Genomic DNA, 13,217 nt, shown 5'->3' with positions numbered 1-13,217 from the left:
GACCTGCATAATCCCGGTGGCACAACCAGCCAGCCATCGTGATCAAAGCCGGAAAACTCCAGCTTCCGGCGGTCCAAGGTTCGGTCTCAGTGCATGAAAACCCAAGACTCTCCTGAAAATTGGAGGGACGATGGGTCTCAGGTCAGTTTCAGCTTTTGCCCGGTTCTGATGACAGCCTTCACTTCGCCAAAACCTATGAGGAATGCCGCGATGAAGCTGCCGAACTTCGCCGCGAATACAAAGCGCTTCATGCCGCCGCGCCTCCACTCGGGCCGATGAAAGTCTATCAATTTTTCATGCGTATGCCGAAAGAGGCTGACCTACTGAACGCCTTTAACCATCCCGACGAAACTGCTGAGATGCTGATAAAGCATTGTGTTATAGAGCGGCGAGAGGTCGGAGAATTTACCGACGATTAATCAAGTCAGCGGACGGTTCGAGTGCAGTTCTACACATTCGCATATCAGCCTACGCCGAACTCTGACGAGCCTTTACGCTTTGGATCGAGCCTGCAAGCCTGCCGAGAAGAAGCAAAGGCTCTGCGTTTTACTGATGCGGTATTCTACCGTGTTCTGATGCAGCTTCCTAATGGTCCAACGCTCATCGAGGCTCTGAACTCGGACCGCATTAAGTCGGTTCTGCTGAGCGCGTGCATAATCGAGATGACCGAAATCGAGAAGGTTGAGGGCAATAGCCGACACCGTCCGATAACGTACCGAAACCGATAGCGGCGGCGTGTGTTCAATATCATGTGTGTCCTCTCGTATTGGAACCATGATGTTTTACGAATTTTACGTTCTTCAATATCGACCCGGCAGCGATGACATTCTGTTTTTCAGTGAGACGTTTGAAGAATGCTTGAATGCGGCAAAGGAACATCTCTCTGCGCTGAGGGAAGGCACCGAGAGCGAAACGCCCAACATTCCTGCCATTCCCATTTTCAAATGTAAGCTTCGCCAGCCTGATGGGGCATCTGTCCTTACGTTGCTAAACTCGGTCGATGACTGCGGAAAAGCAGTCTTTATTGAACTCGTCACTGAGCGCGAATTGATAGCATTGGTGAGTGAGTGAGATATCTGGTTGACTCTGCGCTCGACCGTGAACAAAATAGGAACGTAGTCCTAATCACGGAAGTCGGTCATGATCCTCGCTCAAGCTCGCCACATCGAACAGCCTAGACATGATGACCGGGCACAACTCATTCTCGATGCCTTTGCCGGCAACGCTTTAGCCGCTTTGAATTCTGTAATCGCTGATGCAGACTGGCTTTGTCACCAGTTAGAGACAGCCACAGAAAACCAAAGCTTTGGATATGTGCGCGGGCTGAAGCCGAAGTTCGACCGAGAGGGCTAAGGCGTGGAACGCGCAACAGCGGATGTGGCGATATGCAAGTTGCTGCGTGATCTTGGCGCTCAGGTTGATGAGCCGATCAGCATCTCAAAATCGGTGAACCGCTGATTGTCAAACAGGGATATAGCGACGATGAACTTCTGAATGCGCTGCTCTATTTGCAGTCGCAGAAGGTGCTGGACATCATCGACGGCAACAGGGTTCGTCTGGCCAAGCCACTGAATAGGTGAGAGAATTTTAGCTCTCTCTGATAAAAATCCCCGCCACCTTTTTCTTGAACATTTTTTTCAATCGGGCGTTTCCCGCCAAGATATCGGTATGGGAACAGTAAACGTGTACATCATATCAGTTGTTGACGATGGTCGAGAACGTGAGATCAAATGTTCTTCTGCAATGCTGACCCCGGATGGCATCTTCATAGTCGCTGACGACCAGAACTATAGCTATCCATCATCAGCGCTACTTGGCGTTGCTGCGGTCGTTGAGAAGGATGGTGCGGCAGAAGACGATGTCGACCGGAAGCCTTGGCTGCGCATTAGGTAATAATTAGTCGCGGCCATATACACGCGCCACAGCGCTTCGATCCGGCGCGGAACCAAATCGAATTACATGCGTTTGAGCGACCGATCGGACAAAGTATCACATTGGGGTCGATGACATGCGCAGGGTCGTAAAGAACGTCGTTCAGGATTTCGGAGGGGCAACTGCGATCATGCTCGCTGGATTGGCGATGCTCTTTTTCGTGCTTTGATGCGTCGGTGAGACTGCAAAATTATTGCCGTTAGGGCGGAACCGAAATAGACGAGCTGCGTTACTTTGCACCATCTTGACGGGACGGTGATAATGGATTTTCAGGACATTGTGAAGTTAGCTGCGACCTTGCGCGAAACTGTGTCGAAACCTTTGTGCTTCGATGAAGGCAGGGCCGCGGCACTTCAGGGTATTAATTTCGCGCACGGCAATCCCTACTATGCTGATATCGAGCCAGAAAGTCACCGATCTTGGACAGATGGGTGGTTATCTGTGGAGCCTCACTTTGAAGTACGAAAAAAACGTTGAACAAGCGGGTCGAGAGGTCATTGATGTCTCTGATTACAGGATGGGACACGGAAATCCGCCAGCTACTGCAATGGGGTCAGCGTGGGTTACCCCGGTCTACGTTCGAATTGGGTACGGCGCCTCAGAGGTGGTCGCCTCCTGCGTAGTTGCGATGGACTACCTTAAGCATCGGTGGCCTCCTGAGAGAGGTGAGGCTTATCGTAGGGCATTACAAAGTTGCGAACTCGCCGAAATGGGTTTGATTGACATCGAAACAGCACGACTGGACTTCGTTGAAGCTGCAAGAGAGGCTTTCGTCCTCTCGTGATGTCAGGCCCCTAGCGGCTTTAGCATTTGCTTGAGCTGCTGGGGATGCTTTACCCCAAACAAGTACCAGTACCAGTTGGTCAATTCTCGCGCGAGAGGCTGTGCATCGGGATGGCTGACCTCAATCTCTTTCTCACGGCAAACCTCTTCAAGGACCGCGCGGAGAAACCGCAGGTCAGTTGGCTCCAACGTGTCGTAAGAAGAGAACATTTCCTGCCCCAATTTCGCCCTGACATTTTGGCGAAAGTTGGACAACTAGGCAATTGAACATCATTTGAATATCGATAGCAGATCCGGTTCTACGGGCGGGTGCGGCAGATTAGTCGCATTAGTGCAGGATTTTTCGCCTTAGATCAGCTTTGGTCTCAGTACCGGTGAAGCTGTTCAAAAGCCGAACTGCGATCTCAACCCCCTCCAGACTAATTGGATGAATCGATCGCTGCGCGCAGACTTCTTGGTAGACTGCGATGATCATGTCCAATTGCTCAGGTGTATATGAGGCCTTCATCCATTAGAATTTGCGCCTGCAAATCTGGAAATCAACCCCACGACTGCGTGATGAGAGCGGTCCCGACATAGGTCACAGCAACAATCCCGACCATCATGGTGACTGAGATCAGTGCTACCCGATACCGTTTCGTCACCGGAATGGGTTCTGGGGCAGGGGCTGGTTTGCGTGAGGCAAGATATGGCATGTCATCTCCTTATAAGTTGGAAAATGACAATTGATCATATTGGTTCCGTGGGGGACGGAGACCAGCATTGATATTGGGGATGACAGCGCCGGTCTCTAGTGAGCAGCCGATCTCTAATGAAGAAGGCCCATTGCGCTAAAGGTGGAGCGCGGCAAAATCATTGGGGAACACCGCGCTCCGAGGGGTGTCATGAAGGCGTCCACATGACAATCATAGAACTTTTGTGGCGACCATAAGTTCCCCGGCGCCGATTCCGTCTCACTGTCCTATCACGGTATGTTCCGATACGTTCATTTTTTGTGCATGTGAACAAAACAGAACCAATGCTAAAGGCACCGGTCTTGGATCGAACTTGCATGAGGCCTAATTTGGACGACGACAATATCTGGGAAAAAACGATCGGCAAGTCTTTGGCAGCGTACTTTCTGTTCGCAGTCTTAATAGCTATCTGGCGTGAGTTCGACAGCTCAACAGCGCAAGACTGGCTTGCGCTCATGGGCGTATAGTTTTGAGCAGGTGCGACGAGAGAGTACGGAGCGCGACGTTAGCTTTTGGGGAGTGACAGCCGCGCTCCGTTGGAGATTGCTGCGTACGGTGAGACACAGCGTCTGAATAATGCTGGTAAGAAGCAAATGTTCCGCTCAATGGCGACCGACAAAGCCCTTGCTCTGGTCGAACACACCGCCGGTAAATTGCGTCGGCATCCCGTCCGCATCGTGAAGACATCGCCCGAACCATCCAACATGCTTCAGTTCACCAGATTCAGTTTTTACGCGAAACTGGCTCTGTATGAACGCACCGGTCAGTATGGCTGTGTGAACCTCTTTAGCAGTGCGCTCGCGGTCACCGTCAACTATTCGATTGATGATAAACTCTATAGATAAGCCATTAGCAGCCTTATCTACCGGCAATCCGTGTATGTTGGCAAATGCACTGTCGCCAATTAGCTTGTTCGCGCACACATCGAACGCATACATACCCAGCTGCGACAGATCGGGTTGAAATATTGCTTGAATGCCCATGTGATTCTCCGCCGATATATAAAGATATAATAGCGAATACTGCCATGAGGTTGCATTAGAGAGATGTTATATGTGACTTGTTGTGGTTTATGCCTGTAAAAATGTGAACCTGACTCGCATTCATATTTTCTGCCTAAAGTTGTGGCATTTCTTTCGGAAATTTTCGGGCTGCCGACTTTTGTTCCAAACCGCATATGGGAGAAAACGCGGAACGAAGGCGAGACCGACCACGAACGCTAATATGATTAGCAATCATATCTTAAGAAAAGATCAAGCTTGCGGTTCAGACCCTAAAGCGGTGACCAGACGGAACATCGCTTTAAGCTCAGGCTCTTCGACCAGAAGGGCGGCTTCCATGGGTGTAAGCCAACGCTGCTGTCGCTGTCCTTTTTCGAGGAAGTTGGCGACCGTGGATTCAACCTTCAACAGATGGACAGAGACGAGGTAGGGAGGTTTTTGCAGGGATTTGACGTATGTGTAATACCCCAAAGGCTTTTTCTTCACGAAGCCCATGATTCCGGCTTCTTCCATGGCCTCGCGCTTGGCGCATTTATGGGCGCTCTCGTGTACTTCGACGTTTCCCTTTGGAAGGACCCACCGACCATTATCACGGCTCGTGAGCAAAAGAATCTGAAGTTGGCCATCTTCTGAGAGGCGATAACAAAGCGCAGCTGCTTGCGTACTGGCTCGACCAGATCGAATTTCCGTAATTTTTCCGGTCAATTTGGAGAGATAGCCCATACCAGCAGGATAGTTGGCTTGGCAAAATTAGATAGCAGTTGGGAAAGTTACGCACAGATTGGAGCGGATTAGGGGAAGTCGAACCCCTGTCTCTAAATTCGGAAAAATTAGCGCTTTTCCATTAAGCTAAACCCGCATACCTCTATTGGGGTGTCAATCGGCGCGGAATGTTGCCCCCTTATCGGCGTCCAATATTCACCCCCTGTAGGCCAAGTGCGGGTGATGAGTGTCTTCGGCTTTAGCTTTGAGAGCGGTTCTTGAAGCGCCAGGACTCGTTTCCGGTTTCCACGATTTCGCAGTGATGGGTCAGGCGATCGAGGAGTGCCGTCGTCATCTTGGCATCACCAAACACCGACGGCCATTCGCCGAAGGCAAGGTTCGTCGTGACGATGACCGAGGTGCGCTCGTAGAGCCTGCTGATAAGGTGGAACAGGAGCTGACCTCCAGCCTGCGCGAACGGCAGATAGCCAAGCTCATCGAGGATGATGAAGTCGAGGCGCGTGAGGTAATCGGCTATTCGACCTTGCTTGCCGTTGCGTGTTTCCGTTTCCAGGCGGTTGACCAGATCAACGACATTATAGAAGCGCCCACGCGTCCCGTTACGGATGAGCGCACGGGCAATCGCGATGGCCAGATGGGTCTTGCCTGTTCCCGTGCCACCGACGAGGACGATGTTGCGCTGGTCGGCGACGAAATTGCCGGCGGCCAGTTCCCGCACAAGGGGTTCATTGACGGGCGTGTCGGTGAAGTCAAAGTCGTGGATGTCTTTCGCCAACGGCAGCTTGGCGATACTGAGCTGGTAGCGAATGGACCGAGCCTGCTTCTCGGCGATCTCCGACTGCAGGAGGTCACCGACGATGCGCGGTGGTTCGTGTTGCCGTTTGATGCCATTGCCCATGATCTCGTCATAGGCGCTGCGCATTCCGTAGAGCTTCAGCATGCTCATCAGTTCGAGAACGTCTGTGCGTTCCATTAACTTGCCCTCCTGAGCCTATCATAACGGGCGCAGTCGGCGACCGGCTCATGGGCAAGCCGAAGCGCATCGGGGATTTGCAGAGTTACCGCCGGAGCCGGATCGCGGCTTCGCGCCAGAATATTGATGATCACCGAGGCCGAGCAGACGCCGTGCTCAAGCGCCTCCTGGCAAGCTGCCTCGACCGCAGCAAGACCATCGGCGGGCACGCATCCGAGTATGGTGACCATCTGTCGGTCACCGTCATCGACGCTCTTCAACCGCTTGCGAACCCTCTCCATCGCGGCTGGCAAAACCCATTCCCGGAAAGGAGCACCGTTGCGCAAGGCACCGGGTTTGCGAGCGAGGACAGGGATGTAATGCCAGGGATCATAGACGGTATCGCCGCGGCCAAAGCTGCGCTGATGTTCCGCGACCGTCACCCCATCCTGCTTGATGACGATCCGGTTCGCATAGGCATGAACCTCTACAGGGCGGCCGACGGCCGTCGATAGAACCGAGTATTTGTTGTTGTCGAAACGGACGGTGCACGTCTTCGACACCGAGGCGGGCACGCAGTGGAAGCCATCGAACGGCCCGGCATAACGCACAAGGCACCCACGTTCAGCCTCGAACATCTGCCAGATCGTTTGAGCCGTCTGTTCAGGGTGGCTATGGGCCTTGGCATAGGCAACGCATTTGTCGAGTAGCCAGACATTCAGTTCCTCCAGGCTTTTGACCCTCAGACGCGGCGTGAAGAAGCGCTCGCGCACGAGGCCGACCTGGTTCTCGACCTGTCCCTTCTCCCAACCGGATGCGGGCGTGCAAGCTACGGGATGGACGAGATAATGGCTGCACATCTGGAGGAAGCGGCGATTGTAGAGCCGCTCCTTGCCGATAAAGACGGCCTCGACCGCCGTCTTCATGTTGTCGTAGATGCCGCGTGTGCAGGTGCCACGGAAGAAGTCGAAGGCTTTGTCGTGCGCGTCAAACACCATCTCCTGGCTCTCGCGCATATAGGCTCGCGCGAACATCATCCGGCTGTGGCAGAGCCGGACATGCGCAACCTTCACCGTCGTCGTCACGCCCTGGATCAGAACGATCTCGTGGCTCCAATCGAACTGATAAGCCTCGCCGGGCGCATAGTAGAGCGGCACGTAGGCCTCAGCCGTCACTGCACCTCGATCCTTTGACTCCCTTCGCATAGCGCCGGATCGCATCGTAACTACCGTCGTAACCCAGCGCTCGAAGCTCTTCGTAAATCCGGATCAGAGTCAGTCGCTCACGAGATGGCTTGCCTTCGTTCGCGGCCAGGAAGTGTTCGATCTCAGCCTTCCAGGCCCCGGTCTTCGGCAGTGGCTGCCGTTCGCGCTCATAGGAAAAGTCGGTCTCATCAGATCGCAGTATCTTACGGACCGTGTTGCGGGAAACATGTAGCTCCCGGACGATCCTCTTCACCGACCAGCCCTGCACATGGAAGGCTCGACGAACACGCGCAATCGTATCCACTCGCTTCAACTCCCCCTCCATCCGCCAGCAAAAGACGGATGGTCAGACGAAACAGGTGGGGGGTCAAAATTGGACGCCGGTCACCCCGCCAGAGGGGTCAATATTCCACGCCGAAACACAGATTGCCGTTCACACGAGGCGCTGATGTTGAACCCTTTGGCGGGAGCATGCACGGCATGCTGTTCGAACCAGCTCTCAGGTCCAGCGGCCGATGTCCCGGTGCTTGCGGCAAACCTTGACGATATTACATAGGCTTGCACGAACGACGATCGAGCGGAGGATGCCGGTGGACTGATGTCGTCTCGCCCTCTTTTCGAGTCCGATCACTCATCAAGAACCTTCCTGATTTTTTCGGCCAACTGGTCTAGACTGAAAGGCTTCTGAAGAAGGTCGGTGCCGTTATCGAGGACGCCGTTGTGGACGACCGCATTGCGCGTGTAGCCGGTCGTATAGAGTACCTTCAAACCAGATATCAGGCTCAATGCAGCATCTGCAAGTTCGCGACCTGTCATGCCGGGCATCACAACGTCCGTGAAGAGCAGATCAGGTTTCAGCCCAGCGTTAATCAGCGCCATGGCCTGGGGACCGGAGCCTGCTTCTATGACCGAATAGCCCAACTCCCTCAGCGCTTCCGTCGAGAAGGTGCGAACGCGCTCATCGTCCTCCACTACGAGGACTGTTTCAGAAGCGCTGCCACGTTCGGTGCGCCTTTCACTTTCGACTGTGCCGCTTGGGCCGGCGTCACCATCGAATCGTGGAAGGTAGACTTTGACCGCCGATCCCAGACCTTCTTCCGAGTAAATCTTCACGTGCCCATTAGATTGCCGAACGAAGCCGAAGATCTGGCTAAGGCCAAGACCGGAGCCCTTGCCGACCTCTTTGGTGGTGAAGAACGGATCGAACGCTTTGGCTATAACCTCTGCGCTCATCCCCGTCCCGGTATCGGAAACAGCAACCATTACGTATTGCCCGGCAGCGATCGCATTGTCGCGCGCATATTCGTCGGAGAGATATGAATTGGCGGTCTCGACAGTAAGCTTTCCACCGGAAGGCATGGCATCACGCCCGTTTACAGCTAGGTTCAAAATGGCGTTCTCAAGCTGACTATTATCCGCGTGTATCTTCCATAATCCAGCGGCAAGGACGGTTTCGACGGACACCTGCTCACCAAGCGTCCGTGTCAGTAACTCGGACATTCCGGCAATCATACGATTTACGTCGATCACCTCTGGCTGGAGCGGTTGCCGGCGAGAAAACGCTAGTAGGCGGTGAGTAAGGGACGCAGCCCGGTTGGCGCCGTCCTTTGCCGCATCGACATATCGCGCGACATCAGTCTCGCCACGAGCCAGCCGCTTTTCCAAGAGATTGATAGAGCCCAGGATGACTGCAAGCATATTGTTGAAATCGTGTGCGATTCCACCCGTCAGTTGACCGACCGCTTCCATCTTGTGGGCTTGGCGAAGCTGATTTTGTGTCTCGACAAGCTTTGCCGTGCGCTCCTCGATTTCGCTTTCAAGGTCCTCACGTGATTTCGCCAAAATTTCGCGCGCGTCCACGATCTCTTGGATGTCTGTACAGGTTCCGAACCAACGTGTGATCTCGCCAAGCTCGTTCTTGACTGGCTGAGCCCTTCCGAGCACCCATCGATAGCCGCCACTTCGGTGTCGGAGACGATACTCGATGTGGTAGGTTTCACCGGTTGCCAGGCTATGGCGCCAAGTGGTCCACGCCCGATCCTGATCGTCCGGATGGAACATGCCGTTCCATGCTTCACCGTCCGTTGAGCCTCGCGGCACGCCCGTGAAATCATACCAGCGCTGATTATAATAGTCGTGATGCCCGTCCGGCTGTGTCGACCAAATCATCTGGTCGATGGAATTGGTGATTGCTCGGAACCGTTCTTCACTATCGCGTAATGCGGTCTCGGTCACGCGCCTGTCGGTTATATCGAACGAAACGCCCGGAAACCGTAGTGGTGTACCATCTGGCGCGCGAGTGACCCGGCCTTGGGCTGCAACCCAGCGGATGGATCCGGCGGCATTGATCAGGCGATATTCCTGCGAAAATGGAGCCCCTGTCTCCAGCGCGTCCGTGATGGCTGCCTGCAGCTTGAAAAGATCTTCGGGATGAACCAGCGTGAAGAATTCGGAAATCGGAGCGCCGCCTGCGGCTACCTGTTGATCGACTCCATAAATCTTGGCGAACCGAGCGTCGGCAAAAACTCGGTCATTTGAGATATCCCAATCCCAGGTCCCGACCGTTTGCGAAGCACCTAGCGCATATTCCAGCCGCTCTTCGCTCGCTCTGAGCGCACGCTCTGCCGATAACCGGCCGGTCGTTTCGTTGCCCTGATTAAAAACCCCGAGCACCACCCCATCTGGTCCGAAAATTGGAGCAAAGCTGTAATCCCAATGGGTGTTTTGAGTACGGCCCCCTCGGAGCATGGGAAGTATCTGGTCAACAACCCGGAAGCCCTTTCCGGACGTAACCACCGACTGGAGCTGCGGCTCAATCACCTGCCAGATATCTGACCACACTTCCGACGCGGCGCGCCCGAGTGCCCATGGATGTTTTTCCCCGGCGATAGGTGCCCAAGCGTCGTTGTAAAGAACTCGAAAATCTTTGCCCCAATAGATTGCTGAGGGAATATCCGTGTTCAGGCACAAGGCGAGTGTCGTCTCCAACGCACTTGGCCAAGTCTCAATGGGACCGATTGCTGATCCGTGCCATTGGAAGGTGCGAATACGTTCGGCCATCTCCCCGTCAATTGCCGAAAGTGTGAACATCACGTCATCAGCCAAATACTGGTCCCGTTATCGCCCGCTTAGTCGACTGGGCGCTAGATTGCTGATCTTGGCGTTTCGGATGCTAGACCATTTGTAGCAAGGCTACTGGATGAACCACACGACAGCAAGACCACATAACAGGACCGCCACTGCAGTGCCATAGCTATGCAAGACATCAAGCCAAGCTCTCTGCATCGACGACCTCATCTTCATCAGACGGCATCCAACCCAGCCGCCTGCACTTTTCAACTCCGGCACTGATTGCCAGGGCTGGCGCCTCAAAAGGCCCAATGAGATGTTCGAACTGATCGCCCTTGGCCATAAATATGCTTTTGGCGACGCTGTCATAAAAGAAGGTGACCCCGTATTTGCATAGTCTCATTTACGATTTCTTCACTTCCCAAAAATTCGCGCACTGCAATCTGATGCGCCTCAAAGAATCCATTCGCCGTGGCAGACAGACCTCCGTCACTCAAGCGAGGCACGATTTTATGCTGTTCAGCAGAGCTCCCGGTGCATGAGGCTTCGGAATGAAACTCTCCGCGAAAGCAAGCTCTTCTTGCTGAACAGACCAGTTGCCAGAAGTCAGAATGATCCTGATCGGCGGCCAGCGTTCTCGAACCAGCTTGGCAAGTTCGAGACCCTCAGCTTCCGCAAACAGGTCAATGTCCGTCAACATCACACGAATATCGGGGTATTCATCAAGAATTTCGATTGCTTTGGAAGCATTTTCGGCTTCGAAGACCTCATATCCTGCCTCTTCAAGCTCCTCGACCAGCAGGAACCTCGGGACCGGTTCGTCCTCTACGACAAGAATGGCCTCGGCTTTTGGCATAGCGGTCACGCCCATCGGTTAATCTGTACGGTATCGTACGCTCGAAACTTCCTGCGATGATATCCGTTCCCGGCGTCGTCCACTAAATTGTAGCGCGATAATAATGTTTGATCGAGGAAGACGAGGCTTCGGCCGTCCGTCCGGAAACATCTCTCAAGGCCATACCGGGGTTAAGTAACGCCGCGGACTCGGACGTACTATCGTTTACGGCCTTGGCGTGCCAACAGGTTCGATAGAACATGGCGATTGCGGGCGAATGGAACCAGATCCACGTCGCTGACGAGCCTTGCCCCGCCTTCGCGTTTTTCCAGCGTTATTTTGCGGCTGTGAAAAGCCTCAAGTTCAACCCGATGGGCCACGCTGAGGATGGTTGCGTCCGGAAGTTCGTCGATCATCATCTGCATGATCTTGTCCTGGGTTTTGTCATCCAGCGCAGACGTAGCTTCATCGAGGACGATGATATCGGGGCTGTTCAGGAGAAGACGAGCAAATGCAAGCCTCTGCTTCTCTCCACCTGAAAGTGTGTGATCCCAGGGGGCCTCGTCCTCGATCTTTTCACCAAGGTGGCCAAGTCCGACCTTATCCAAAGCTGAATGGATTTCATCCGCAGTCCAGCTGTCTGCAGACTTAGGGTAGGCCACGGCGCGACGTAAGCTTCCGGAGGGGATGTAGGGCTTCTGCGGCAGCATGAACAATTCCATATCACGGCGGAAATCGACGCTGCCGCCTCCCCAAGGCCATAGGCCTGCAATGGCGCGAACAAGCGTACTTTTGCCGGAACCGGATTCCCCCGCGACCAGAATCCGTTCGCCGGGCTCTATCCCGACCTCGGTCTCCTTGACGACAGCTGTACCGTCTCCGAGCGAAACAGACACGTCGTTGAGGCTGAGCATCGTTTCACCCTGTGTTTGGCCGCGCTTGATTCTGCCAACCGTCTCGCTCTGTTCAGCCTGCTCCAAGCCGTCGAGGGACACCATTAAGGATGCGACACGTCGTGCGCAGGCATTCCAGTCAGCAAGGCGCGGATAATTGTCGACCAGCCACCCGAAAGCGCCCTGAACGATCGTAAATGCGGATGCCGCCTGCATGACCTGACCAAGCGACATGCTGCCATCGAGGAATTTTGGCGCGCACAGAAGAACGGGCACGACCGGGGCAATGAGCATCGAACTGTGGGAGACGAGCGTCGTGCGCATATATTGACGCGCGAGCTGCCGCCACTGCTCGCGAACATTTGCAAAGGTCCTGGCCAAGTCATTGCGCTCCTCCTCCTCTTCACCGAGAAGGGCAATGCTCTCGCCATTTTCACGAACACGCGTGAGCGTATATCGGAATTCTGCTTCGACCTGGTTTTTCCGCTCCGATACTTTGACGAAATTTCGCCCGATGAAGGCAATCGAGCTGGACGTGATGATCGCGTACACGACCGCGGCGACGACCAGAAAGCCGGGGATGGTCACGTAAGAGCCAAACATGGGGAGCGTCAGGGCGCCGCCGATAGACCACAACACGACGATGAAGGTCGAGGCCGACACGAAAGCGGAGATGACGCCCGCGGTGAAATCGACGGGAGATTCGGTGGCTATCCGCATATCTTCCGAGATCCGGGCTTCCGGGTTTTGATGGTCGCCGCCAATGAGGTTGAGCTGGTAGTAGCGGCCGTTGGTGAGCCACCTGGCAATCAGTGACTTCGTCAGCCAGGAGCGCCAACGGCGCTGCATCAGCATGCGAACATAAACTTGGCTGGTGACCAGCAACACACTTCCCAACACGAGTGGCGGGAAGAGAGCGGCGAGCGAGTAGACTTGCTGTGCGTTCCGTACCTCGATCGCATCGAAAAGGCCACGGTTCCATACGTTGATGCCGTTGAACTGCCCCCCATTTCGACCGGACAGTCGGCATAAGCAGAAAGGCTCAAGCACAGGCTTGAGGATAGGCTTATGTCTAACGAGTATCGACACG

The 13,217-nt window shown here is 54.4% G+C and carries 12 protein-coding genes, 1 tRNA gene and 1 pseudogene; 5 read left to right on the top strand and 9 right to left on the bottom strand.

The window, feature by feature from the left end:
- Positions 1–155: 155 nt before the first annotated feature.
- From FHW37_RS33160 to FHW37_RS33140, 5 genes are all read left to right on the top strand, one after another.
- Positions 156–419, top strand: coding sequence for a hypothetical protein (locus FHW37_RS33160; protein ID WP_145643824.1), 264 nt, complete (start codon positions 156–158; stop codon positions 417–419).
- Between the two features lie 358 nt (positions 420–777).
- Positions 778–1,071: a hypothetical protein gene (locus FHW37_RS33155; RefSeq protein ID WP_210249363.1), complete on the top strand. Its 294-nt coding sequence runs from the start codon at positions 778–780 to the stop codon at positions 1,069–1,071.
- A 69-nt stretch (positions 1,072–1,140) separates the two neighbouring features.
- Entirely contained in the window at positions 1,141–1,353 is a 213-nt protein-coding gene (locus FHW37_RS33150; RefSeq protein WP_145643822.1) for a hypothetical protein, read from the top strand.
- A 315-nt stretch (positions 1,354–1,668) separates the two neighbouring features.
- Entirely contained in the window at positions 1,669–1,893 is a 225-nt protein-coding gene (locus FHW37_RS33145; RefSeq protein ID WP_145643821.1) for a hypothetical protein, read from the top strand.
- Between the two features lie 427 nt (positions 1,894–2,320).
- Entirely contained in the window at positions 2,321–2,716 is a 396-nt protein-coding gene (locus FHW37_RS33140) for a DUF982 domain-containing protein (protein ID WP_186458533.1), read from the top strand.
- A gap of 1,335 nt (positions 2,717–4,051) precedes the next feature.
- On the opposite strand, the gene FHW37_RS33135 is transcribed toward FHW37_RS33140, so the two are convergent.
- From FHW37_RS33135 to FHW37_RS33095, 9 genes and pseudogenes are all read right to left on the bottom strand, one after another.
- On the bottom strand, positions 4,052–4,432 hold the full coding sequence (locus FHW37_RS33135) for a PAS domain-containing protein (protein WP_145643819.1): 381 nt from the start codon (positions 4,430–4,432) through the stop codon (positions 4,052–4,054).
- Between the two features lie 270 nt (positions 4,433–4,702).
- Entirely contained in the window at positions 4,703–5,173 is a 471-nt protein-coding gene (locus FHW37_RS33130; protein ID WP_145643818.1) for an NUDIX hydrolase, read from the bottom strand.
- Between the two features lie 59 nt (positions 5,174–5,232).
- Positions 5,233–5,309: transfer RNA gene (locus FHW37_RS33125), tRNA-Gly, on the bottom strand.
- Between the two features lie 102 nt (positions 5,310–5,411).
- Positions 5,412–6,146: an IS21-like element helper ATPase IstB gene (gene istB / locus FHW37_RS33120; protein WP_145643817.1), complete on the bottom strand. Its 735-nt coding sequence runs from the start codon at positions 6,144–6,146 to the stop codon at positions 5,412–5,414.
- A pseudogene (gene istA / locus FHW37_RS33115) lies at positions 6,079–7,643 on the bottom strand (IS21 family transposase). Before istA ends, istB begins: the two are co-directional and overlap by 68 nt.
- A 314-nt stretch (positions 7,644–7,957) precedes the next feature.
- Positions 7,958–10,435, bottom strand: a complete 2,478-nt coding sequence (locus tag FHW37_RS33110; protein WP_210249362.1) for a hybrid sensor histidine kinase/response regulator — start codon at positions 10,433–10,435, stop codon at positions 7,958–7,960.
- Positions 10,436–10,595: 160 nt separating this feature from the next.
- Positions 10,596–10,802 carry a hypothetical protein gene (locus tag FHW37_RS33105; protein WP_145643816.1) on the bottom strand — a complete coding sequence of 69 codons (207 nt, stop codon included), beginning with the start codon at positions 10,800–10,802 and terminating at the stop codon, positions 10,596–10,598.
- 90 nt (positions 10,803–10,892) lie between these two features.
- Entirely contained in the window at positions 10,893–11,270 is a 378-nt protein-coding gene (locus tag FHW37_RS33100) for a response regulator (protein WP_145643815.1), read from the bottom strand.
- Between the two features lie 182 nt (positions 11,271–11,452).
- A partial coding sequence (locus FHW37_RS33095) for an ABC transporter ATP-binding protein/permease (RefSeq protein WP_145643814.1) occupies positions 11,453–13,217 on the bottom strand: 1,765 nt, incomplete at its 5' end.

It is taken from the genome of Neorhizobium alkalisoli, from assembly GCF_007829835.1.
GTDB lineage: Bacteria > Pseudomonadota > Alphaproteobacteria > Rhizobiales > Rhizobiaceae > Neorhizobium.
This window is presented reverse-complemented; position numbering and strand designations above follow the sequence as displayed.